This window comes from Pleomorphochaeta sp. DL1XJH-081, assembly GCF_049310885.1.
GTDB lineage: Bacteria > Spirochaetota > Spirochaetia > Sphaerochaetales > Sphaerochaetaceae > CAYZJV01.
In genome coordinates, this window is record NZ_JBMDYO010000004.1 from 195,548 (window position 1) to 220,095 (window position 24,548).

Consider the following 24,548-nt stretch of genomic DNA (forward strand, 5'->3'; position numbering starts at 1 on the left):
CTCCCATGCTATCGGTCACCAGGTAGTTGCATCGAACTCTCTGTCGACTTTGATTTCCGGAATAGCTTTCCACTGTAGGAAGATGGTAAAGACCGGCTTCCATTCCCATTCCATGTCCGATAATACTACGCTTCCTTCATATTTACAATGCAGGTCCCAATCTGCCATATGATGGATAAGAGAAACCTCTATAGCATCCATCGTAAATTGGGTTTTTTGCCTTCCATCGCCAAAGAAATCAAACGAATCAAGCAAATCCTGCCATACATCTGAGAATGTATTGTATCGATGAAACCCTTTGTTGACCGATTTTAAGGCAATATCAAGTGTCAAAAATTCTTCTATCTTGAATTGAAGATCAATTTTAAAGTCGAATTGACTTGCTGCCGGATCCCAAAATGAGTGCCTATACGTACTAACTACATCCAACCCCAAAGAGATTCGATTCTTCCACCAACGCTTACCAAACGCATCGATACTAATTTCAGTGTCCAATAGATCGAACATTGGATCTTCAAATGTCCCGCTACCTTGGAGACGTACAGCAGCCCAAGGTATGGAGGCTCCCACAACGAACTGGGAGAAAACATCGTCTAGGAAAGAATAGGAAGCTTTACCACTGAGTGAAGCATATGAATCAAAGAGATGAAAAACGGTTGAAGAGGTAATATGTAATGGATCAATGGCTGATGACGTCTCTCCATACAGCGATGTATCATAGGTGAATGTGGAAGCGAATTCCAACAAGTTTTTGTTGGTATAGGAAAAGAAAAATATTGCATCGCTCCCTCGGAGATCCCCAGAACTATCTTCTTCGATTCGATACGAGAAAGAGGTAAGGATATTTCCCAATTCGTACGATACTTTTGGTCTCAATGAGAATGGAAGAGGATCCAAGATGGTTAACAAAGATGGTGACAATGTCCCTGACGATAAAGGGTATGATTGTATCCATGAAATTTGGTGACGACTGACGGCATCGCTATTCCAGCTACTCCAACCTCCCTCACTCGTTGTACCTCCAAGATTCGAATCGATATGCTTGATCTGGAAGAGCTTGGTTTGCAAATCATAGGATAAGCCTAAGAATGGTACTGATGCCTGGGTAATCGATGTCAGTGCGATATTTTCTGTATTGAGATCCGCTGATCGATCAAAGGTGATTACTGGTTCCAATTGTTGTTTCAAGGTAAACAGTGATGGTGCAATTGCTGCAGAAAGTCCAACTGAACCAGCTGTCCTCGCGTAAAAAGAGTGTTCATCAATTACTCCACTCTCCAATCGATTACTGTCGGTCACATATTGTCGGAATGAGTAATCCAAAGAGATAGTTGTCTCATCGACAGTACCAGCTCTGTTTGAAGATGGTGGTACAACGGTATATGGGGCATCGATCCCCCACTCTTCCAAATCCAGTGTAGATTCTAAATTTTCCTCTACAGAAGTTGGAGAATCTGTTTTCTGCATGTGTTCAGGAGACTTCTCTTTGGTAAAGGAAAAAATAGTACCTGCGGCATACATTTGCATATCAGGGATAACAAAAGAAGTCACTATGTAGCCCGCTCCCTCAGCAGCTTCATTAGCCGACCAGGAAACCTTCGCATCTAATCTATCGAATCGTAGGGTATGGAGAAATGGAGCTAGGAATGTGGTTGGTACAGAAATCCGGCCATTAAGAGTCCAGTCGAATCGGGTAATGTCAGATCGATAACCGGTTGGAAAAGAGGGGTCTCCGGTCAACGCTCCGAGCGAGAATGAAGTCAGTCTATTCCCATACGTTCGCATAACCTTGGGATCCGAATAGAACGGGGCTTTCAGGGTAATATCGATGTGGGGAGTATCTATGATTGTACTTCCTTCAAATGCAAAACGGATAGCAGGTATTTCGTATACAGAACTGAAACGAGATGTGTCCTCACCAACGAAAGCAAATCCTCCGAACGCTGAGAGACGAATAGTGTCATCAGATAGATTGTTCACCGTATCGAGACCAACGAACATTCCGTAATTTTGGTAAGCATCTACTAGCAAGGAGAGATAAGAACCACTAGTTCTCGCCCATGTCTCTAAATCTGATACGGTATCAACTTCTCCGGTCGAATAGACCCAACCATCCTTATAGGATTCTCCTCCCTGATCACTGGACAAGAGAGTGGTAAAACTCGATTCTTCCCCTTTTTCAATTTTCGGATATCTTCCATAGAGTTCCGTAGACGAAGAAAAGAACATTCCCCGTTCCGATTCGACACCTATGGCTGGATTGAATACAAAGGTTTTTCCAGGATAGTAGAAGAACGGAACCCATAACATGGGAACTCTTCCTAATGAAATCTTAGCATTCGTTACAAATAGATCGCCACCATCCACTAGATGTAGGGTATTTGCCCGAATACTGAAATAGGCTTGTTCCTCATTGGTCGTTAGCATACCTTGAGAAAAAGCAATGGTACTACTTTCGCCGGTAAAGACGATCTGTTCTCCCGTTGTAAAGAATTTTACCGATGTATCCTCACTGTTTTCCCTTACCATGGTGGTCTCACCATCCATCAGGAGTACGGTTCCATCCTCCCAATCTACAGTCACCATGGTTCCACTCAGGATATCTTCCATTTGCATTCCTTCATGGATATAGGAAATCGAACCCATCGCAGTCAAACGTTTTTTCCCGAAATGCATAACCATTCGATCGGAATCAAGTCTTGTTTCCCCTTCTTCTGAGTCAGAAGTGAAGGATAGACTTGTGTTTCCCTCCAATAGAAGAATACCCTCTGGACCAGACGACATGAATAGGGAATCCGCTGAGAGGATTTCTACGCGAAAATCCTGTTCTAGAACAACGGTTGAAGATGGATCGGATACAGAAGTAAGATCATAGAATGCATACAGTCGCCTTCTCAACTCCTCTTCTTCACCATCGGTAGGAAGATCGAGAAATCGTGCCCGCTCAACAAGCTCATGATAATTGGCCGTGGAGAGCTCGGAAGAGAGCAACAGGATTTCTGTATCATTGAGGTCACGCTCCCCAACCTCCTCCCCATATAGTAATGAAGGTATAAGAAAGAGTATGAGAAGGGCACCTATCAGGGCATGTAACGACCTATGAACTTTCATATAGCGACTGAGCTACATAATATCCTGTGTATGATTCCTTGCATAGGGCAATCTCTTCCGGAGTTCCTGTCGCTACCACGGTTCCTCCTCCGTCGCCCCCTTCTGGTCCAAGATCAATGATATGGTCGGCGCTCTTGATTACATCAAGATTATGTTCAATCAAAATAACTGTATTGCCTTGATTCACGAGTCGATCAAGAACCTCCATGAGTTTCTTAACATCCGCAAAATGCAGTCCCGTAGTAGGTTCATCGAGAACATGTAAGGTTTTCCCAGTACTCTTTTTTGATAATTCTAAGCTCAATTTGACTCGTTGGGCTTCACCCCCACTAAGTGTGAGGGCAGATTGACCAAGTTTTATATAACCGAGTCCAACCGATTCCAATGTCTCGACTTTTCTTCTTATTGAAGGGACTGCTGAGAAAAATTCACTTGCCTCGCTTATAGTCATATTCAAGACATCATGAATATTCTTCCCTTTGTAATGGATAGCCAAGGTCTCTGTATTAAAGCGCTTTCCTTTGCAAACATCACATGTGACATATACATCGGGAAGAAAGTGCATCTCAATCTTGAGTGTTCCGTCGCCTTGACAGTGTTCACATCTCCCTCCAGCAACATTGAAAGAAAATCTTCCTGGTTTATAACCACGGGCTTTGGATTCAGGTAGTGACGCGAAAAGGGTCCTGATGGGAGTGAAAGCTCCAACATAGGTAGCTGGATTAGATCGTGGAGTTCGACCAATAGGACTCTGGTCGATGTTTATGACTTTATCAATATTGTCTACTCCCGTTATCTCAGAATACCCATCAAATTCTTCATGTTGTTTATTCAACTTCCGCTTCAAAGCAGGGAGCAACACTTCATTGAGTAAAGTAGATTTCCCCGATCCTGAAACTCCGGTAATTACGATCATTTTTCCCAGCGGAATTTTCACATCGATATCCTTGAGATTGTTCTTACAAGCTCCTTTGATAGATATCATAGCCCCATTGCCTGTTCTCCTCGTCTCAGGAAGCGGCAAATGAATTTTTCCACTCAGATACCTACCAGTAATACTATCGGGGTTTGCCTCTATCTCCTGTGGAGTTCCTTGAGCTATGATTTGTCCTCCATGAACTCCAGCTCCAGGTCCCAAGTCAACTACATAATCGGATTCTCGTATGGTTGCCTCATCATGCTCAACTACAATGAGTGTATTCCCCAAGTCCCGAAGTGTCTTCAGAGTTTCGATAAGACGGTGGTTATCTCTTTGGTGAAGTCCTATCGACGGTTCATCCAACACATAGATTACACCACTGAGAGCACTGCCAATTTGTGTCGCAAGACGAATCCTTTGTGCCTCTCCACCGCTTAGGGTACCTGAAGGCCTATCCAAAGTAAGATATTCCAAACCAACGTTCACAAGAAAATTAAGTCTGCTTCTAATTTCCTTAAGAATCTGTGTCGCGATCTCCTCTTGGGTAGGAGTCATGGTAAGAGCTTCAAAGAATCGATGGGAATCACGGACAGACATGCGGGTGGTTTCTACAATATTCCTACCTGAAACAGTTACTCCCAAAGCTTCTGACCGTAAGCGGGAGCCTTTGCAGACTTCACATGTATGGCTCGTCATAAAAGAATCCATCCACATCCGAATCTGCATGGAATTGGTCTCATAATACCGTCTACGGAGATCAGGAATTATTCCCGCAAATGGTTTCTCCATAGTGTAATAACCTCTACCCTTCTCATTCTTGTAGCGCATGGGTATCCGCTCTTCAGTTCCATAGAGAATGGTATGGATGATATCTTCATCCAACTCAGAAAATGGAGTATCCAGCGTGAAACCGAATCTCTTTGCCAAAGATTCAAAAGGTACACGTGACCATGTAGCTTCTGGATTCTGACTCGCTATGGCTCCTTGGTTAAATGATCGATTCCGATCCGGGATAATCTTATCGGGATCGAATTCGTTTTTTTCGCCCAAGCCATGGCAGGACGGGCATGCTCCGAATGGATTGTTGAAGCTGAATAGGCGTGGCTCAAGTTCAGGAATGCTTATCCCACAATGTACACAACTATTCTTTTCGCTATATGTCTCCTCATGTTCATTTCCATCATCGTCTATTCGTACAATTCTTACGATTCCATCACTCATTCCTATTGCTGTCTCAATAGATTCAGCTAGTCTTGACCGGGAATCAGCCCTGAGTACAATTCGGTCGATAATGATCTCAATGGTATGCTTGACCTGTTTGTCCAATGCGATATTCTCAGATAATTCTATCACCTCTCCATTGATCCTTACCCTAGCATAACCACCTTTTTTAGCATCTTCAAAAATTTTCTTATGTTCACCCTTCCTTCCCATCACTACTGGAGAGAGGACCATAAGCCTACTTTCATTTGGCATCGAATAAATAGTATCCAGGATCTGGTCTATGGATTGTTCAGAGATTTCACGGCCACATTCAGGACAATGTGGTTGCCCTATTCTTGCCCACAACAAACGATAGTAGTCATAGATTTCCGTTATGGTTCCTACGATCGATCGGGGATTCTTATGAGTAGTCTTCTGTTCAATAGCTATTGAGGGAGAAAGTCCTTCTATATAATCAACATCCGGCTTTTCTAATCGGCCAAGGAACATGCGGGCGTATGCACTGAGCGATTCGACATACCGACGTTGCCCTTCAGCAAATATCGTGTCGAAGGCTAATGAAGACTTCCCTGATCCGCTGATTCCGCTAATAACAATAAGTTTCTCTTTTTCTAGATCTATATCGATATTTTTGAGATTATGTTCCCGAGCACCTCTGATTACTAATCTATTGCGCATGGGAAAGCTCCTCAATACGAGTAAAAAGTACCTCTTCTGCAGTATCTGCTGTTACTTCCTTTGTAAGAACACCTTTCTCATAGAGATACACCCTGTTACCGATGCCTGTAATAGCAATATCAGCGGATGCAGCTTCTCCTGGACCATTTACTTGACAACCCATGATTGCAACTGTAATCGGTGCATCATACTCAAGCAGCCTACTCTGAATCTTCTTTAGGAAAGCTTGTGAATCGAAAGATGCTCTTCCACATCTGGGGCAAGATACCAGTCTGATTCCCTTTGTTTCCAAACCTACCGTTCGCATAATCTCGCGTGCAGCGGCTATTTCATGTTCTTTATCATCAGTTATAGAGATCCGCATCGTATCTCCAATACCTTCTGATAACAATCTACCTAAGACCCAGGTGCTACGGGCAACGGCACTGATGATACCTCCTGCCTCAGTAACGCCGAGATGCAGGGGATAATCCATGACAGAAGCGATCTCACGATAGGCTCTATAGGTAGTATCGACATCCGTGTCCTTCAAAGATAAGACCGAATTGGTAAAATTCCATGATTCGAACCAATCCAGATAAGTCAATGCAGTTTCCACCATGCCCTTCGCATGATCACCTTGTCTAAGCTTGAGAGGTAACGAACCTCCATTTAACCCTATCCTGATTGCACAATCATAATCTTTTGCAGCTTTGACTACCTCTTCAACCTTGTACTTCGCCCCAATATTCCCGGGATTAATTCTAATCTTCTGTGCTCCGCAAGACAAAGCCTCCATCGCCAATTTCCAATCGAAATGGATGTCAGCAACCACCGGCATTGGCGATTCTTTACAGATACGGGTAAAAGTTTCTTTATTTTCTGAACTTGGATATGAAAAGCGAATTATCGAACATCCCATTGTAGCATATGATCTTAGAGAAGTGAGTAAACGATCGTATCCATCCTTGTCTGAAGGAAGTGGAAGAGGTTCTGACCACATGGTCTGTACTGCAACAGGGTAATCACTACCAATGTGTAATGAACCGATATGGATATCTTTGGTCTTTCTTCGTTTCATGATTTTGCCTTTTTACTTAACATCAGTTTACACGAATTGCGAGTGAAGGAAAAGATGTAAAAACAAATTTGGCTTGTCGACACTCCAAAGTGCAACAAGCCAAAAGGAAAGCGTTTCTGTATATGGTTATTGCAGGAGCAACAGTAGGAATACCAAGGTAAACAAAGCTACTGTTTCAACGATACCAATTACGATGAAGTAGTTGGCAGTACCTTTTCCTGTCTCAGCTAAAGCATCCGATGCTGCTGCCGCTGCGCGACCTTGCATCCATGCAGAGAGTCCGATAGCGATTCCCCCGAAAACTCCAGCACTGAGAAGTAACAAAGCGTCCTGACCTGCAGCTGCCGCTGCACTGATGAAGTTCATCAACAAGAATCCATAAATGGTCTGTGTCAATGGAGCACCACTGAAGGCAACCATGATAAATGGTGCCGGTTTACCATTGGCATAACATTTTTTCCATCCGCCTACGGCCGAGAGTGAAGCGGCTCCAGTCCCGAGTGCAGAACCCAGCGCAGAAAGCCCAAGTGCCGCTGCCATTCCGATCATTCCAATATTCATACCAAGCTCCTTGTCGTTGTTCTCTACAACGTCTGTGATGAAGTTTCAACCGTTTCTCTGAACGGATCATAGGTGAAACCGGTCCACTCCATTCCAAGCTGACCGGAGAATTCCAATAGATTGAGTCGAACACCATGAACGACTACTGAAAGCAATGCCATTACGAGGTTCAAGCCATGACCGATAACCAATACCAGAATTCCAGCTGGAAGAGCGAATCCCTGAAGCAGTCCAGAAGCCATATTGTTGAAACTCTGTGCGATGGCTAGGGAAGCCATACCTACAGCAAAAAGTCGTATATAACTAATGATATTAGAGAATGCGCTTATCGAATTCAAAAAAGTCGTGAATAAACCAGCTGCTCCACCTGCCAGACCTTTGAAAAAAGGAATTCCGGGACCTTGGGAACCAAAAATCACCACTAGTGCAAAACCGATACCCACAATGCTCCCTACCATCCCGACATCGATAGTAGCGTTGATTACCAGCATAAGTACAAGGAAATAGAGTGCATCGATCATCATGAGCCAACCAATATCGGCAACAGCACTCAAGTCCTTTTTACCGACCTTCCGATAAATATTCATTGCGCAGGCAAGACTCAGTTGAAGAGTTCCAATAATAAAGCATAACTGCATTACCATATTCTGGGTTGTTGTAGCTTCCAATCCAAAGAGTTCAGGATAGTTCGCAATCTGGGGAATTACCAGCATTTGGAGGAACGGTACGTTTTCCAAAATCACCTTGCTTCCGAACCAAGTTCCAGTAACCGCTCCCCAAATAATACTGGTAATACTCAATACATAGAGAAGTATCACCGCATTAGTCGCCTTCTTCACCTTTCTGTGGATAAGAAGACCTGCTATAAGGAAAATGACTCCATAAGCACCATCTCCGACAATCATGGCAAAGAATAGCGAGAAGAACATCAGAAACCACATGCTGATATCATACTCCCGATAGCCCGGAACCGTTCCGAGAATATCGAAGACCGGACCAATTATGGAAATCCATCTTTTATTCTTCACTTGTGTAGGAGGGTTCTCAGCCTCACTTGGATCATCCATCGCATATGCCCAACTATGAGTTTTTGCTGTCTCCTTGAACAACGATACTTGCCCGACAGGAACATAACCACTTAGCCATGCTACCGTATCATCTTCTTCCATTGAGGCTTGTATGGATTCAAATCTATGATCTTGATCCAAGACCTTTTTCTGATAGCGATAACAAGACAAATATGAAGAAAGTCCAATCAATTCTTCTTGTATCTGTTCCAACCGTTTTTGATCAGAGCGTATTAATTCATCTAGTTGGGACAATGAATGTTGACCTAATGCCAATCTCTCGGCAGAGATCTCTTCTGGTAAGGTGTTTCCAACAACAGCAATCATACCGACCTTACCTTCCAAACGAAGCATTACATAATCTATATTCTTAGGAAGCTTTGCTAGTTCTTTCTTTCCAATTCGATAGAAGTTGAGTTCGATTCCATCATCCCTGAGCATATGTAGATCGTCTAATGAGAAATCACCCCACCCTGACAATTTTTCTCGTTCAATTGATAATTTCTGACGACGGTCTTCGATTTCCTTCTGTTGGTCTATAAGCCATAAAATCCTGGCATGTATTTCTGCGAACTCTTCATCATCTAGACTATCTTCTGCCACCAATCCTATTGCTTGCTTGTTCTTCTTGGTACCTTGCCCATACAACTCCTGCAATACGTTGATCGCTCGGTCCATCTGTAGACGAGACTTCTCCAGATCTTCAATCTTCTCATTCTTAGCTGGAATTTCATCGATGTGAACGATTCCAGCTTTTCGCAAGGCTTTTAGCGCAGAGCGTTTCTCATAGGCCAATACAATAAGTGAAACCCGCTTCATGGGAACTATCATGCGACACCCTCCCCAGCTTTCTTCACCAATTTCTTCTTCGCGATCTTACCACGCACTACAGCAGCTGTTTGTTGGTCACCTAGATAGATCTGGATTTTACGAATATTTTCCTTCGTCTCTGGAATCTTCACCTTCTCAAAGAGGTTTACCCTCTGGCTCGTTACACGTAATTCACGACCAAGCAATTCAATTTGTTTTTCCAATGTAGCGATCATCGCATCATAACGAGCAATCTGTTTAAGAGATTCAATACCCCTATCCACCCAAAGTGGGTAGGAATCGAGAGAGTAATCTATTGTCTTGAAGGTGAGACTTTTAAATACAGGTATCGCGACTCCAGCAATATTCCCCTTTGCCTTCAATACCTTATCCACTATGACAATGTGGTCCAATCTTGATTCATCTTCGAAAGCAGTATTTTCATGAAAGACCGCTACCCATGACTGCAGACCGTCGACAATCTTCTTCTGTTCATGCTGGAGATTCTTCACTTCCTGTTCAATTTGTCGAATCACCATCTGCAATTGTTGTTTTTTCAATTGCAAAGTAGGAAGATACCGCTGGAATTGTTTGAGTTGGTCCTTCTGCTTTTTCTGTTCGTTTTTCGTCAGTTTGACGGCAGCCATCAATTACTCCTCGAAAATCCTATTTAGGCCAATGCTTGAGCACCAGCTCTGAACGCATACCAGTTTCTTTGGGTTCAAAACAGTCGGCCAATATTTCCCAACCGAGGTCAAGAGCCTCTTCCAGAGGAATGTTAACCGATAAATCCATAAGTTTACTTTCGAACAATTCACCATACTGGAGTAGCTTGTCATCCCATTCTGACATCTGGAATCCCATAGATTTCTTCTCCAGTGACTCTTTATAGGAAGCATAGAGTTTTATCATACCATCCATGAGTGCCCGGTGATCATCTCTAGTATCTTTGTTAACCTGTTGTTTCAATCGAGAAAGGGAGCCGAAAGGTTCAATTCTACTATTTTTAAGGTAATACTGACCCTCGGTGATATAGCCGGTATTGTCAGGAACCGGATGAGTAACATCGTCTCCAGGCATCGTAGTCACAGCAAGTATCGTAACCGACCCCGCCCCTTCGAAATCAACGGCTTTTTCATATCTTGCAGCGAGTGAGCTATACAAGTCTCCCGGATAACCTCGGTTCGAAGGAACCTGTTCCATGGTGATGGCGATTTCTTTCATTGCATCAGCAAAGTTTGTCATATCGGTTAGCAGGACCAGAACTTTCTTTCCATCCAGGGCAAACCGCTCGGCTACTGCAAGGGAGATATCAGGAACCAAGAGACATTCTACCGTTGGATCACTTGCCGTATGAACAAAGAAGATTGTCCTACTCATAGCACCGCTCTTTTCCAAAGTATCCTTGAAATAGAGGTAGTCATCGTATTTCAACCCCATTCCTCCGAGGATGATCAGATCTACCTCTGCTTGCATAGCTATTCTCGCGAGAACCTCATTGTATGGTTCTCCAGAGACGGAAAAGATAGGAAGTTTTTGTGATTCAACCAATGTGTTGAAGACATCGATCATGGGCAATCCAGTCCGAATCATGTTACGGGGGATAATTCTTTTTGCAGGATTGACAGCGGGACCTCCGATCTCAATGAGGTTTTCGGTAAGCTCAGGACCATTGTCACGGGGTTTACCGCTTCCGGTGAAAACGCGTCCCATCAGATCATCACTATAGGAAATTCTCATCGGATATCCTAAGAATCTTACCTTGTCCCCAGTAGAAACACCTCTACCTCCGGCAAAAACCTGAAGAGAGACCTCCTTACCATTCAGTTTGATGACGTTGGCTAATGATTCTCCATGACTAGAGGTGACAACGGCGAGGTCTCCGTTACGGATTCCTTCAGCGCGGACGGAAATAACATTACCTGCAATAGAATCGATCTTCGTATAAACCTTCTGCATACCCTACCACCTATTTCGCTTGGAGAATCTTGTTTGCCTTTCGTTCGTATTCAACGAATCGATCGCCTACAAGCTCTTCTATCTCTTTCTTATACATTTCAAAACCTTCATCTTCGCGTGCAGTATTGTTCCAGTCGATGAATTTCTGTCGCAACTCATTAATAAAAGCTCGAGCAGCCTTTTTATCTTCAATCTTAAGTTTTGATCCGAGAATCTTGAACAAAACATCAAAAACCAGTTGCTGGCGATCTATCGGAGCAGCGAAGTCGACAGGGTCGAACGAGTTTTGCTGTAAATAGACGCTATCGATAAGTTCACTCTTGAGATAGACAATATAGTCATCAAGACTAGTGCCCTCTTCTCCAACAACCTTCATCATCTGACTCACTTCATTTCCCGAGAAAAGCAAGTCTCGGGCATAATCTACTTTGGCATCATCTATCACTGTAGGATATTTTGACCAACTATCGAGAGGATGGATTGCAGGATATTTTCTGGCATCGGAACGTTCACGAGATAACCCATGGAACGCACCCACGACCTTCAATGTAGCTTGGGTTACCGGTTCTTCAAAGTTACCTCCGGCTGGACTTACGGTTCCTCCAATCGTAACGGAACCTTTGGAACCATCTCTGAGACGAACAATTCCAGCACGTTCATAGAAGCTGGCGATAACCGATTCGAGATATGCTGGGAAAGCCTCTTCTCCCGGGATCTCTTCCAACCGTCCCGACATCTCACGCATAGCCTGTGCCCATCTACTGGTTGAGTCTGCCAACAGCAACACATGCAAACCCATTTGTCGATAATATTCGGCAATGGTGACGGCTGTATATACAGAGGCTTCTCGAGCCGCAACCGGCATGGAACTGGTATTACAAATGATTATAGTCCTTTCCATGAGAGTTTTGCCTGTTCTCGGATCAATGAGTTCAGGGAATTCTTTCAAGGTTTCAACGACCTCACCGGCACGCTCTCCACAAGCTGCTATGATAACGACATCGACATCAGCATTACGGCTAGTCATCTGCTGCAATACAGTTTTCCCGGCACCGAAAGGCCCAGGAATACAATATGTTCCACCCTTTGCTACCGGTAGGAATGTATCGAGGATTCTTACTTTCGTAATCAAGGGTTCAGTAGGTCTGAGTCTCTCTTCATATTGGGTTATGGCCCGCTTGATAGGCCATGTAAACACCATGGATACACTTCTTTCGTTACCCTTGGAATCCTTGAGTTTGGCGACTTCATCCCTTACATGGTAAGTTCCAGCTTTCTTAATCTCGGTGACAGTCCAATTTCCTGCAGGAAAATTGAATGGAACCATGATACGATGGGTAAAAATGCCTTCCGGCACCGTACCTAAGGTATCGGCAGGAGAAACAATGTCCCCTACTTGTGCAACGGGTGTAAACTGCCATTCTTTGTTAGGGATTGGCTTCAGATACACTCCCCGTTGAAGGAAGAATCCACATTGCTCTGCAAGTTCAGGCAGTGGATTCTGTAATCCATCGTATATTTGTGTAAGCAATCCTGGTCCGAGTTCAACACTGAGCATTTCTCCAGTGAATTCCACAGAATCACCAACTCTAACGCCTCCAGTCATTTCGAAAACCTGCAGCGAAGCCACAATACCTTGTATCCGGATAACTTCCGACTTGAGTCTGTTTTCACCTAATAGAATGTATGCCACTTCATTCAGGGAGACATTGCCCCCAAATTCAACCGTAACCATATTTCCATTTACACCGGTGACTCGACCGCTATTTTTCGCCATAACCATACACTCCGTTTATATGCTCTTGATAATCGATTGCAAATTCGAGAAAAGACGCTTAAATTCGGCATTACCCTCCAATGGGGTAAACAAGGCCTTCCTTTCCAATAACGCCAACTGGATGGCATAGGTGAACAACACCTCTCTATCAAACACCCTGGTCGATAACAGTTCTTCTGCTTTTTCCCATTGGAATCGCATAAGCAAGAGTTCACTTTCCAGAGGATTTTCCGTCTGCATAACTAGCTTAACGACCTCTTCGATATGGAAATCCTTGTCACTGGCACTAGAAACATGATCATCTGTCCTGGAAAGGGCTAAAGCTCTAGCTTCGTGGAGAGATTGTTTCAGAGTAACTATAAAATTATTCCATTGGGTTAAAAAAGCACATTCTTGCTTGATGGAATCAAGATTTCCAGTCGCCAAATCCCTAACTAAGGAATAATCCCTAGTTCCCATCGATTGTTCACAGGAATCCAAAAATCGTTCCATACTAATAGGAGGATTTTCTTCAAAGTGGAGCATGGGAAGAGATGCCACCAGATAATAATAAGAGGCCACAGGAAACTCCTTACTTCGAATCGGAAGAAGACGACAGGATCTCCTGAACCGTGGTATTTAGGAATGGGGATAGCATCCTGGTTATTTCCTCCGCACTGAAATCGTAGTAATTGGAGCCATCCTTGGAAGCCAATTTGAATCCTACATCCACTGAAGAGACTGGTCTGATTACGAGTCCTTCCTTCATCTCTTTGGCTAATTCGGCCGCAAGTGAATCGGTAAGTTTCTTCACATCCGACTGCGGGATTTCGACAGCAACTTCCGCAGGATTTGCGAGTCCACTTTTAACCATATTTACAATAAGGGAGACCAGATCTTTTCCACTGAGGGTTTTAGCCGTTTCGAGTTCCAATAACCTCTCAAAATGTGTGTTGATGCTTTTCTTGAGTGAAAGGATTACATCACGACCGGCTTGCTCTACTGAAGCCTTGCCACTTTGTCGTAAAACCGCTACTTCTTTCTTAGCATCTTCAATCAATTTTTCGGCTTCCTTGGCTCCGTTGCGAACCAACTCATCGGCCTTTTCCTTAGCCTCCGAAACAATTTCCGCAGCGCGTTTTTCGGCTTCGGCAATACCATCACGTTTGATCGAATCGACCAATTCCTGAATCTGCAGTTCCATATGCAATCCCACCTTGTTAATATAGAAATACTATATACGGCTAATGCGAAAAATACAACCTGAAATCAAGGAAAAACGCAATTCCGATGTGATTCCTTGGGCTAAAGAGAAGGTATCGAAACCCAAATGAGCAAACTATCTCAATTTAGTTACGTCCCCTTCACATTATTAGACATGTCGGTATCCAATAAGGTAATCTTCCGTTTATTCAACTTCAACAAGCCCTCATTACGCATCTTGGCCAGCTCCCGGGATATACTCGTCCTACTAACACCGAGTAGTTGGGCTAATCTCGTCTTTGTTATAGGAAGGATAATGGTTTCCTGTTGCTGCCGGACCATTTCAGATTGGATGTAGATGAACAACCGCTGTCTGAGTGAATACTGCATCAGATAGGAAAGTCTATTGTTCACCATCACCGTATTGTCACTTATTACGGTAAGGAAATGTTTAAGAAATACTTTATACGCTACAATGAGTTCGAACAGTGTGTCCCTATCTATACGTACCAACAGACTCCGTTCTATGGAAATTATACTATGGGCATAAAAAGGTAATGAGGAGAACACCACATTACCGCCAATGAGTGATCCAGAACCGAAGGTAGCAACAGAAAATATATCCCCATCCTCTCCGATCTGTTCTACCGAAAGGTGGCCTTCTAGTACTATTTCAATAGCTAGACAGGGATCGGATTCCATATGTACAAACTCTCCCAACCCGTAAGACACACACTGAACCCTATTGCATTTAAGTAATTCATGGCGTTTCTCTTTTGGTAAAGATGAGAACAGCGCTATCTGATGTAACTGGTCATCTGTAAGAATCTTCCTCTCCATATGCACTCCAAGTGTTACCAAAGTAACATATTTTCTTCTATTCCTATAGTATATTCCACGCGAGGAGATTTGATGTATATGCGAAATCGAAAAGTGAATATGGCTATAAGGCTCTTGTTTCTCGTGGTTTTTGGTATTCTGATGATTACAGGAAGATTCCAAATCTGGTTGATTCTGTATATCGCCGGTGTACTGGTCTCTCCGATTTTTGGAAGGATATACTGTGGCTACGTATGTCCAATGAACACCGTAATGCGACCAATACAGAAATTTTCAAGAAAAATCGGTCTTCAGAGGATGAATGTTCCATCATGGCTTGAGAGTCCAAAACTTGCCTACGTCGTACTGGCACTAACTTTAATTACCTTGTTTTTGGGAAAATCCATGTTTAACATACAGCTCCCGATTTTATTGATTCTTTTTTTCCTTTCAATCATTGTTACGTTTTTTGTAAAAAGTCCTGTCTGGCACAATGGTCTTTGTCCGTATAGCATCCTACTTCGACTAGGTGCAAAGTTTGCCCGTTATAGCAAGCAAGTCGATCAAAGTGCATGTGTGGGAACCCGACACTGCATGAAAGTCTGCCCTTCAGGTGCGATTAGCGCTCCAAGGGAATCAGGAAAGGCAGTAATCGATACTGCACTTTGTCATCAATGTGAAGCCTGTTCCTCGGTTTGTCCAAGTACTGCTATTTCCTACCATCGTCACCGATAACATGGTATTATGAATCTCCAAAAGGAGAATGCAATGAAAAAAAACATCAAAAACAACGTAAGTTGGGTTGGTAAAATTGATACCGAATTGAGGCAATTTCACGGTAGTGATTATTCAACCCATAAAGGCAGTTCCTACAACTCATATCTCATCCAGGAAGAGAAGACTATCCTTGTCGATACTGTCTGGCGTCCCTATGCAGACGAATTCGTCAATAATCTTAAACAGGAGATAGATCTCAATAAAATTGATGCCATCGTAGTTAACCATGGAGAAGTAGACCATAGTGGTGCATTGTTGGCACTTCTGGAACAGATACCTGATACGCCAGTCTATTGCACTGCGAAAGCGGTTGATTCACTTACTGGACAATACCATAGGAAGTGGAATTTCAAGACCGTTAAAACCGGCGATACGTTAGATATTGGTAATGGCAAGAGTCTCGCCTTCGTTGAAATGACCATGTTGCATTGGCCAGATAGTATGGCAACCTATTTGACAGGTGACAATATTCTATTCAGTAATGACGCCTTTGGGCAACATTATGCTTTCGGTGGACTTTTCAATGATCTCGCCGATAGGTGTGTCCTTGAATATGAAGCTATTAAGTATTATGCGAATATTCTCACTCCATTCAGCCAAATCCTCAAACGAAAACTTTCAGAAATCCTTTCAATGGAACTTCCAATAGACATTATTGCCACTAGTCATGGAGTCATTTGGCGCGATAACCCAATTCAGATTGTCGAAAAGTACGCTGCATGGTGTGACAATTACCAGGAGAACCAGATAACCATCGCTTATGATACGATGTGGGATGGCACTAGGTCATTGGCCGATGCAATCGCAGCTGGTATCGTGGAAGAAGATCCAAAGGTAACTGTAAAAGTCTATAATATTGCAAAAACCGATAAGAATGATGTCATAACCGAGATATTCAAATCAAAGATGCTTGTTATGGGCTCCCCTACGGTTGGCAATGACATGCTTGGCAGTGTTGCAGGATTCCTTCACTTCTTAAAAGAGCTAAAAATGAAAAACAAGAAGGCAGCTACGTTCGGTTGTTATGGCTGGACTGGAGAGGCTCCTAAAAAGATGGCGGAATTTCTCGAGAAAGCCGGTTATGATCTGGTGGATGAGCCGTTTAGGAATAACTGGAATCCTGATGCCAATGCCATACATACAGCCCGTGAACTAGGAAGAAGGTTGGCGAAGGCCTAGTGGTCAACCATTGTAGCCTTTATCTGCGGCGATCAGGTTCCTCAATCCTTGTATGACGACCTCGATCGCCGTCTCTGTATCATGCATTATTGGGTTGTCCATACCTCGCTTCTCACGTTCCTGGTTTCCTACCACGAAGAACTCGCTACCGCAACGTACGCCAAGGTAACTTGCTACCACAAACAACGCTGCCGATTCCATCTCACTCGCAAGAGTACCCAATCGTAACCAAGCTTCCCATTTTTGTTCCAATTCGTAAGAGACCGGTTTTGTCTGTGGAGAGTGTTGACCATAGAATGAGTCCTTGCACTGCACAACTCCTACATGGTGCCGTTTACCTAACTGTTTGGCTGCCATGGCAAGTGCGTTCACTACATCAATATTTGCTACGGCAGGGAATTCTATCGGAGCGTACTCCCTACTTGTTCCCTCATTCCTGATTGCGCCAGTGGCAATAACTACATCACCTCCTACGACATCTAGCTTCATGCCACCGCAGGTCCCCATTCTAATAAAGGTATCAGCTCCACATTGATGCAATTCTTCCATAGCAATCGATGCCGATGGACCTCCGATGCCCGTACTGGTCACACTCACTTTTTCGCCATCGAGATAACCAGTATAGGTTACATATTCCCTACTGTCGGCTATGAACTGGGGATTGTCGAAATACCGAGCAATCTTCTCGCATCGCTTCGGATCGCCGGGGAGAATAACATAGCGTCCTACGTCTCCTTTTTTAAGATGTATATGGTACTGGACTCCACTCCCTTCCATGTAGTCTGTCATAATTGCCTCCTGCATTTTTGGAATAATTAGTATAACTCAATATAGGTCTTACCGTAACCACCATCTTCCGGTCGAGCGAAATAGTAGTTTGAGACTTGGGAAACACTTCTTAGATAATCATGGAGACCTCTTGCCAGGATACCGTCACCCATCCCATGGATAACCGAGAAACTCTGCATGGAATGAACTAGTGCACCCTCAATTTGGATCGATAATGCCTCCACAGCTTGATCTAGGGTCATTCCCCGTACATCAATAGTAGGTCGGGGAGCAACAGATCGTGATTCGTAACTAACCGATACTTTTTTCTGCTCTTTCTTAAATCGACTTGGCAAAGGACGCAGGTCTCGTTCGTCCATAGGGAATTTCATAGGCCCTATCGCTACCAACCATTTCCCTCGTTTTTCTTGCCTGACTATCCGCCCCTCCCTCTTATGAGGACCGGCTAATACATCCATTCCCACAGAAAACACCACACTGTGGGCATCTTCTTCACGATACAGTTCTTGCTCCAAAGATTTTTCAATCTCATTAGCCTTCAGTTTGCTCTCTTGTTGCTTTTTTTCCATTGAAGAGATGAATGCCTTGACCTTACGAGTCTTCTCTTTGGTTATCTCCCCTTCTCTCAACTCAGCTACGAGATTCTCTAACTCACTGCGTTTTTCATTGATAAACCGGGAAAGATCACCAATCTGTTCCTGACGCAACAATTGTTCACGTTGTTTGAGCGTAAGTTTTTTGAGATCATTCTGTCTTACCTGCTCTTGCAGCTGTCTCGCTCGATCATCAAGTGTCCGTTCTCGGAGTTCAGCTTCTCTTCGTTTCTCCTCCAAGCCCCGAATGATAGTTGAAATTTCTACCATCTCAGAACCGAGGAAAGATTGAGCTCTCTGGAGAACCGAGTCCGGTAAACGCATGGATCTAGCAGTATCCAATGCATGGCTTTCTCCTGGAAGTCCACTTATGACTCGGAATGTCGGCTCATGGGTTTTTCCATCGAATTCCATGGATGCATTAAGCAATTCGGGCTGAGCATAGGCATATTGTTTCAATACACTATGGTGACTGGTAACCAGGGTAAGTCCTACATGGTCTACGCAATACTCCAAGATAGCCCGAGCCAAAGCAGAACCTTCAATGGGATCTGTTCCACTACCTAATTCATCCAAGATTACCAAAGATTCATGGTCACATTGCTGAAGTATTGTACCGATATTTTTCATATGTCCACTGAAGGTGGATAACGATTCCTCGATTGATTGATCATCACCGATATCGGTATATATCGAATGAAAGATTGGAAGTGTCGTTCCCTCTTTTGCAGGAACCATATAGAGCGATTGATGCATCATGCAAAAGAGTCCGACTGTTTTAATGGTGACAGTTTTACCACCAGCATTGGGTCCGCTAATCACTACAGCTTTTATCGATGGATCCAATTCCAATGAAATGGGGACGGCCTTGTCTTTGAGAAGTGGATGTCTGCCTTGGATTATAGTGACCTGACCATCTTGACCATACTGAGGCCTGGTACAATCATGAATCTCTGCGTAACGAGCCCGTGAATACAGCGCATCCGCATAAGCAACCTCCTGCTGAAGAGTCTCTAGTAGCTCAATGGTATCCCGAGCCTGCCCTGACAATTCGGCGAGTATCCTTGCAATTTCCATCTGGATTTGTTGTTGCGCCATTACAACCTGATTATTCAGTTCCACCAAACGATACGGTTCCATGAAGACTGTTACCCCCGAGGCACTTGAACTATGGATGATCCCTTCATGTTGTGAGCGTTGGTCGTTTCTTATGGGAAGGACTACCCTTCCATCTCGGAATACTGGTTGTACGTTTGAGGAGGGGCCACTCTTATGTTGTAGGAAATCTTGGCTAAAGGCTTGTCTCTCAGCCCTCTTTCGTTCCACCTCTTTCGTCAACCGGGCAATTGCAGGATGGGTGGGCTTGACTACCCCCGGGCTTTCCAAAGTCTCTGAAAGTTTCATAGCCAACTTTACCAGTTGCGTATCCATCGGCTCAAAGAGCGACATTGCCGGAGGAACAACCGAAAGTTGATCATGAGTTCCCGGCTCTCCGGGGAGTTTCCGTGGAAGCCTACAGTACGAGATGAATTTGGTAGCGGCATTGAGGTATTCCCCTAACCGGTATAGTTGCTCACCATCCAAGGTCCTGCCAGGAATCTGCAATTCTTCCATGACATCTGCGATCGTCGGAAATGAAATAGGTTTATCCACACGGAGAGAAGAGAGACTCATAAAGTCTCCAACGATATCCTGTCTATCTGATAACTGTGTCCTATCGGTAATGAATTCAAGAATATCGAAAGCCCTTCGCCCCAATTCCGAAAGACATAGGCCTTTTACCTCATCGATCACCGTGTAGTATCCCAAATCCTTAGCAGTACGGTTATTCATCACAATCCTCACCGTCGTTCCCGTTCCCAGCTCTCAGGACGTTCCTCAATCGAGGTCACCATTCTAAGATAACTTTCGTATCTATCTTCAAGGATCTCACCCTTCTCTACAGCTGTCTTTATTGCACAATCGGGTTCATGTGTATGTAAGCATGGTGAAAATGAGCATCTATCACGATATTTTCTGAATTCAGGAAAACTCTCTGCAATGAGAAAAGGATCAACATGGGGAATCATGATTTCACGCATCCCCGGCGTATCAACGACTACCATACTGTCTGCATCGATCATAAGTGCATGGTTAGTCGTATGCTTACCACGATGATATTTGTTTGAAATGTCTCCAATTTTCTGAACTGACCCCTTCCCCAACAATCCATTTACTATGGTAGACTTCCCGACTCCCGATTGACCGATAAATGCAACAGTCTTACCCGCCAGTCTCTTTTTAAGAGCTACAAGACCATCCTCGTCGAAAGCAGACATGAGGAATGTTTCATAGCCTAATATCCCATAGTGTTGAAACCGTTCATATTCCGATTCAGTGACCATAAGATCGCATTTATTCAAGACTATCATGATAGGAGTAGTATGTGCACATACGATAGCTCTATCGATAAACCGTGGCCTAAAGGGAGGATCGTTTGTGGAGGAAACAATTACAATCAAATCCATATTGGCTACCAAGGTCTGGTTTGCTCCTCTCTTTGCATTCCAGCGGGAGAAATAGTTTTTACGCTGAAGTCTCTTTAGGATCAACCCTTCATCCTTATGATGTAAGGTAAATAGCACATGATCACCTACTGCGATCGGATTATAGGAAAGCTCGACATCCTGCAACACTTTGCCTTTGATTCTGCAAGAGTAAGTCGGAGCATCGCCAATAGTATCCCTTCTTTCAAGTGGAACTACCGAATAAATATTGTTTATGCCACGAACGACGAGACCTATGTGTTCTTCCATGGAAAATACTCTACCGACAATCAAGACGGTATGCAAGCAATCTTCTTTACATCGACTACGCTATTTGATAGGCTCTTTCCATGTTCAAGTGTGTTCCCTGTGCAGTGGAAGGTTGTCGTAGGTATGCTTTGGAAGACATGTATACCTGTCTCCATCATGCTGAAAACAGTGAAGAGGTCCTCAAATCGCTTATCTCCTCAATAAACGATTCCCACCGTCATAGGGATATCGTCATGACCGATGTCCATCTCAAGGATCTCGATTTTTCTGAAATTCAATTGACCACGAGTGATTTCGCTAGGTGTATCTTCGAGAATGTCAATTTCTCTAATTCCAAAGTCCAAGCTTGTTTTTTCGATTTTTGTCTATTTGAGAATTGTACATTTGATGGTAGTGATGCACGACACTCGGTCGTTGCGGGATCGAAACTTATCCATTGCTCATTTACCGATACATTGCTCATCCATACCAATTTCATGGGTGTTGATGCTCGTGATAGTGATTTCAGCTCTTCGGATCTCTACTATTCCAATTTTTCATCCTCACACTTGGTGAATGTCAAATTCGTCGATTGCAATCTTAAAAATGCCGATTTCAGATTTACCGATAGGGATAATGTCTCCTTCAAATATTCCAATTACGAGGAGGCGAGTTTCTCGTAATAATATGAAAGTATTTTTCCATTTTTCTTTAAATGAATTTTCAAATACCTATCTAGTTGGACCAGAGGATGGTGGTGATGCAATCTTGATCGATCCAGGTCATATCGATATGGAACTTATTGAGAGGATCGAAAAGAACAGGTTCAATATCGCACATGTCTTGCTTACCCATCGACACACATCACACACAAAGGGATTGGGAACCTTGGTGAAGATTTATAGTCCCAAGGTATATGCTGGATCTCCGGGTGTCTATGATATTCCGGTCATAGAGGTAAAAGATCGTGAAATCATGGATCTCAGTGGAATAACTGTAGAAGCTATCCAAGTCCCAGGCCATACGATCGATTCTTTCGTATATAAGATTGGCAACTCCCTGTTCACCGGTGACGTGTTATACGCTGGAAGGATTGGCAAGACAACCGGAGTTGTGGAAAAAGCTCTTTTACTCAAAGGAATAAAAAATCGACTTCTCACCTTGGATGAACGATTCCTCATTTTCCCTGGTCACGGAACCATTTCCGCACTTAAAATCGAAAAATTATTCAATCAAGAGTTGATCGACGCCATGTCCAGTGACGATTTAGCTCAACTGAGTCATCCTAGCGTGCTTACCTGACCTGCTTTTCATCTTTCGCACGGATTACATCTTTGAAGCGTTGTGGCATAGGAGCACGGAATCGTAGTCGAATTCCGGTTAAGGGATGACTGAGCTCCAACGAGAATGCATGTAACATCATCGTATAGCTTTCGTTATTCCGTCTTCCATAGATCGGATCTCCCATAATAGGACATCCAATATGCGATAAATGAACTCGTATCTGGTGGGTTCTTCCGGTGTGGAGCCTGACTCTAACCAACGCCATATCAGACCATTGGCGAAGTACAAGGTAATCTGTCTTCGCATGTTTCCCTTCACCCTCTTTTCCTACGATAAAGCGTTTCCTGTTGCGCGGATCACGGACTATCGTAGTCTCCAGATGACCTCTGCGGCTAGGCATTCGACCATGGACAAGAACTATATAATATTTTTCTATTGACCTCTCTTTGAATTGTGAGGAGAGATCTATGTGGGCGCTCCGATCCTTCGCGATGACCATAACGCCAGAAGTATCCTTATCTAGACGATGTACAATTCCAGGTCTTATATCTGAAAATCCTGACAGATCCTCTTCATCATCATCTGTCTGGTCTTCACTGGTTGGCTTTGTAAAAAAATGTTCACCATATCGATGGACAAGAGCATTAACCAAGGTGTGGTCCCAGTTCCCAGCCCCTGGATGCACGACAAGTGATTGTTGTTTGTCGATAACCAGCATATGACCATCTTCATAGAGTATGGAGAGCGGAATATCCTGTGGTTCGATTTTATCAAACAATTCCTCTACCCAGTGGACCTCTACGGTATCGTTGGGTTTTATCGCTTTGCTTTTCTTCACTTGGTTTCCATTGATAAGGAATATTGTCCGACTATCGGTTGATGCAGCACGTGGAAATACATCGCTCAGGGAAGCCAGATAACGATCGATACGCTGTCCGATTGTACCTTCTGGAACCACGATTGACACATGATGCTGTTTTGTCGCCATTAGTCCTGCATCTCCCCAATGATATAATCCGCAAGAGCTACCATGATCGAAAGACCTCCAGCAACCCCTAAAAGTGTGACGGTCTCTCTGAATGGATCCTGAGAGAGCTGCCCAGCACCGAAAGAGCGTGCTAGTGAATATGAAAGTGTCGTAAAACCAAAAGTAATCGGTAATGAGCCGAACATGAGTGTCTCCGCTCTTCTCAGTTTAATACTCCATTGGGGGAATTCGTCGACTGAATAGGGGGTATAGTCTGTAGCAAAAATTGGTTGTAGGCATACTAAAATAATGAGTAATATGAGTATACCCTTTTTCATGTATAATCCCTTTGGCCAAAAATAGCGGACCCTATTCTGACAACAGTTGAACCCTCCAAGATTGCCCAACGGTAATCCTGACTCATTCCCATAGACAAGGTATCGAACGAGAGATGAGGATACGTGATTTTACTTTTCATAGCAATTTCGCGTAATGTGGCAAATGCGGTACGAACATCCATCTCATTGTCGGTTAGCGGTCCTATCGTCATGAGTCCCTCTATACGAATACCCTCCAGTTCTTGGGCTTCATCAAGGAGAGAGAAATACTCTTTTTCGTCAGTAAAACCTGCTTTTGATTCTTCTCCACTCGTATTCCATTCCAAAAGAACGGGCATTACCTTTTTGACCTTTATCGCCTCCTTGCTTATTAAGCGAGCCAGACGAAGGGAATCCACCGAATCTATCGCATCTACTGCTTGGACTGCTTTCTTTACTTTATTTGACTGTAAGTGTCCAATAAGATGAAGATTATAACCATGGTGTCCGGTAGGGAATTTATTGAGTATCTCCTGGACACGGTTCTCACCAAAGAGGAGTTGTCCACAAGAAATGGCCTCTTCGATCGCCGCATAGGGATGGGTCTTGGAGACCGCCATGAGTGAGACTCCAGAATCTCCTCCACGCTCCTTCTTTGCCATTTCAATCGATTCTATGATCGCTTGGATCCGCTCAGCCAT

The 24,548-nt window shown here is 43.8% G+C and carries 21 protein-coding genes; 4 read left to right on the plus strand and 17 right to left on the minus strand.

Going from position 1 to position 24,548, the window contains the following annotated elements:
* Nucleotides 1–15: 15 nt before the first annotated feature.
* The 11 genes from ACODJP_RS09185 to ACODJP_RS09235 form a co-directional block, all read right to left on the minus strand.
* Nucleotides 16–3,111, minus strand: a complete 3,096-nt coding sequence (locus tag ACODJP_RS09185) for a hypothetical protein (protein WP_422480752.1) — start codon at nt 3,109–3,111, stop codon at nt 16–18.
* The gene (gene uvrA, locus ACODJP_RS09190; protein ID WP_422480754.1) at nt 3,098–5,932 is read right to left on the minus strand and encodes an excinuclease ABC subunit UvrA; all 2,835 of its coding nucleotides are present in this window, start codon (nt 5,930–5,932) and stop codon (nt 3,098–3,100) included. The genes ACODJP_RS09185 and uvrA overlap by 14 nt, the downstream gene beginning before the upstream one ends.
* Complete coding sequence (gene ispG / locus ACODJP_RS09195; protein ID WP_422480756.1) at nt 5,922–6,992, minus strand: flavodoxin-dependent (E)-4-hydroxy-3-methylbut-2-enyl-diphosphate synthase; 1,071 nt, start codon at nt 6,990–6,992, stop codon at nt 5,922–5,924. Before ispG ends, uvrA begins: the two co-directional genes overlap by 11 nt.
* A 126-nt stretch (nt 6,993–7,118) precedes the next feature.
* Nucleotides 7,119–7,553 carry a V-type ATP synthase subunit K gene (locus tag ACODJP_RS09200; RefSeq protein WP_422480758.1) on the minus strand — a complete coding sequence of 145 codons (435 nt, stop codon included), beginning with the start codon at nt 7,551–7,553 and terminating at the stop codon, nt 7,119–7,121.
* Between the two features lie 23 nt (nt 7,554–7,576).
* Entirely contained in the window at nt 7,577–9,451 is a 1,875-nt protein-coding gene (locus ACODJP_RS09205) for a V-type ATP synthase subunit I (protein ID WP_422480760.1), read from the minus strand.
* Entirely contained in the window at nt 9,448–10,077 is a 630-nt protein-coding gene (locus tag ACODJP_RS09210) for a V-type ATP synthase subunit D (protein WP_422480762.1), read from the minus strand. The genes ACODJP_RS09205 and ACODJP_RS09210 overlap by 4 nt, the downstream gene beginning before the upstream one ends.
* 19 nt (nt 10,078–10,096) lie before the next feature.
* On the minus strand, nt 10,097–11,389 hold the full coding sequence (locus ACODJP_RS09215) for a V-type ATP synthase subunit B (protein ID WP_422480764.1): 1,293 nt from the start codon (nt 11,387–11,389) through the stop codon (nt 10,097–10,099).
* A gap of 10 nt (nt 11,390–11,399) precedes the next feature.
* Nucleotides 11,400–13,166, minus strand: coding sequence for a V-type ATP synthase subunit A (locus tag ACODJP_RS09220; RefSeq protein WP_422480766.1), 1,767 nt, complete (start codon nt 13,164–13,166; stop codon nt 11,400–11,402).
* A gap of 15 nt (nt 13,167–13,181) precedes the next feature.
* The gene (locus ACODJP_RS09225) at nt 13,182–13,658 is read right to left on the minus strand and encodes a DUF2764 domain-containing protein (RefSeq protein WP_422480768.1); all 477 of its coding nucleotides are present in this window, start codon (nt 13,656–13,658) and stop codon (nt 13,182–13,184) included.
* Nucleotides 13,659–13,737: 79 nt separating this feature from the next.
* Complete coding sequence (locus tag ACODJP_RS09230; protein WP_422480770.1) at nt 13,738–14,349, minus strand: V-type ATP synthase subunit E; 612 nt, start codon at nt 14,347–14,349, stop codon at nt 13,738–13,740.
* A 149-nt stretch (nt 14,350–14,498) separates the two neighbouring features.
* Complete coding sequence (locus tag ACODJP_RS09235) at nt 14,499–15,188, minus strand: Crp/Fnr family transcriptional regulator (RefSeq protein ID WP_422480772.1); 690 nt, start codon at nt 15,186–15,188, stop codon at nt 14,499–14,501.
* Between the two features lie 78 nt (nt 15,189–15,266).
* Here ACODJP_RS09235 and ACODJP_RS09240 point away from each other — a divergent pair, with 78 nt between their 5' ends.
* Together ACODJP_RS09240 and ACODJP_RS09245 are read left to right on the plus strand one after the other, a co-directional pair.
* Nucleotides 15,267–15,902, plus strand: a complete 636-nt coding sequence (locus tag ACODJP_RS09240) for a 4Fe-4S binding protein (protein WP_422480774.1) — start codon at nt 15,267–15,269, stop codon at nt 15,900–15,902.
* A 33-nt stretch (nt 15,903–15,935) separates the two neighbouring features.
* Nucleotides 15,936–17,123 carry an MBL fold metallo-hydrolase gene (locus tag ACODJP_RS09245; protein ID WP_422480776.1) on the plus strand — a complete coding sequence of 396 codons (1,188 nt, stop codon included), beginning with the start codon at nt 15,936–15,938 and terminating at the stop codon, nt 17,121–17,123.
* A gap of 3 nt (nt 17,124–17,126) precedes the next feature.
* Here the strand turns inward: ACODJP_RS09245 and udp are convergent, their stop codons facing one another.
* Genes udp through rsgA form a run of 3 tightly spaced genes read right to left on the minus strand, consistent with a single transcriptional unit; the run spans nt 17,127 to nt 21,300 of the window.
* Entirely contained in the window at nt 17,127–17,912 is a 786-nt protein-coding gene (gene udp, locus ACODJP_RS09250; protein WP_422480778.1) for a uridine phosphorylase, read from the minus strand.
* A 26-nt stretch (nt 17,913–17,938) separates the two neighbouring features.
* On the minus strand, nt 17,939–20,338 hold the full coding sequence (locus ACODJP_RS09255; protein WP_422480780.1) for an endonuclease MutS2: 2,400 nt from the start codon (nt 20,336–20,338) through the stop codon (nt 17,939–17,941).
* Nucleotides 20,339–20,346: 8 nt separating this feature from the next.
* Entirely contained in the window at nt 20,347–21,300 is a 954-nt protein-coding gene (rsgA, locus tag ACODJP_RS09260) for a ribosome small subunit-dependent GTPase A (protein ID WP_422480782.1), read from the minus strand.
* 80 nt (nt 21,301–21,380) lie between these two features.
* On the opposite strand from rsgA, the gene ACODJP_RS09265 reads away from it, so the two are divergent.
* Nucleotides 21,381–21,962: a pentapeptide repeat-containing protein gene (locus ACODJP_RS09265; RefSeq protein WP_422480784.1), complete on the plus strand. Its 582-nt coding sequence runs from the start codon at nt 21,381–21,383 to the stop codon at nt 21,960–21,962.
* Nucleotides 21,963–21,966: 4 nt separating this feature from the next.
* Nucleotides 21,967–22,581 (plus strand): MBL fold metallo-hydrolase, encoded by a 615-nt coding sequence (locus tag ACODJP_RS09270; protein ID WP_422480786.1) that lies wholly within the window; start codon nt 21,967–21,969, stop codon nt 22,579–22,581.
* On the opposite strand, the gene ACODJP_RS09275 is transcribed toward ACODJP_RS09270, so the two are convergent.
* Genes ACODJP_RS09275 through ACODJP_RS09285 form a run of 3 tightly spaced genes read right to left on the minus strand, consistent with a single transcriptional unit; the run spans nt 22,574 to nt 24,548 of the window.
* Nucleotides 22,574–23,551, minus strand: a complete 978-nt coding sequence (locus tag ACODJP_RS09275) for an RluA family pseudouridine synthase (RefSeq protein WP_422480788.1) — start codon at nt 23,549–23,551, stop codon at nt 22,574–22,576. The two genes, ACODJP_RS09270 and ACODJP_RS09275, sit on opposite strands and share 8 nt — an antisense overlap.
* The gene (locus tag ACODJP_RS09280; RefSeq protein ID WP_422480790.1) at nt 23,551–23,868 is read right to left on the minus strand and encodes a hypothetical protein; all 318 of its coding nucleotides are present in this window, start codon (nt 23,866–23,868) and stop codon (nt 23,551–23,553) included. Before ACODJP_RS09280 ends, ACODJP_RS09275 begins: the two co-directional genes overlap by 1 nt.
* The gene (locus ACODJP_RS09285) at nt 23,865–24,548 is read right to left on the minus strand and encodes a YggS family pyridoxal phosphate-dependent enzyme (protein WP_422480792.1); all 684 of its coding nucleotides are present in this window, start codon (nt 24,546–24,548) and stop codon (nt 23,865–23,867) included. The genes ACODJP_RS09280 and ACODJP_RS09285 overlap by 4 nt, the downstream gene beginning before the upstream one ends.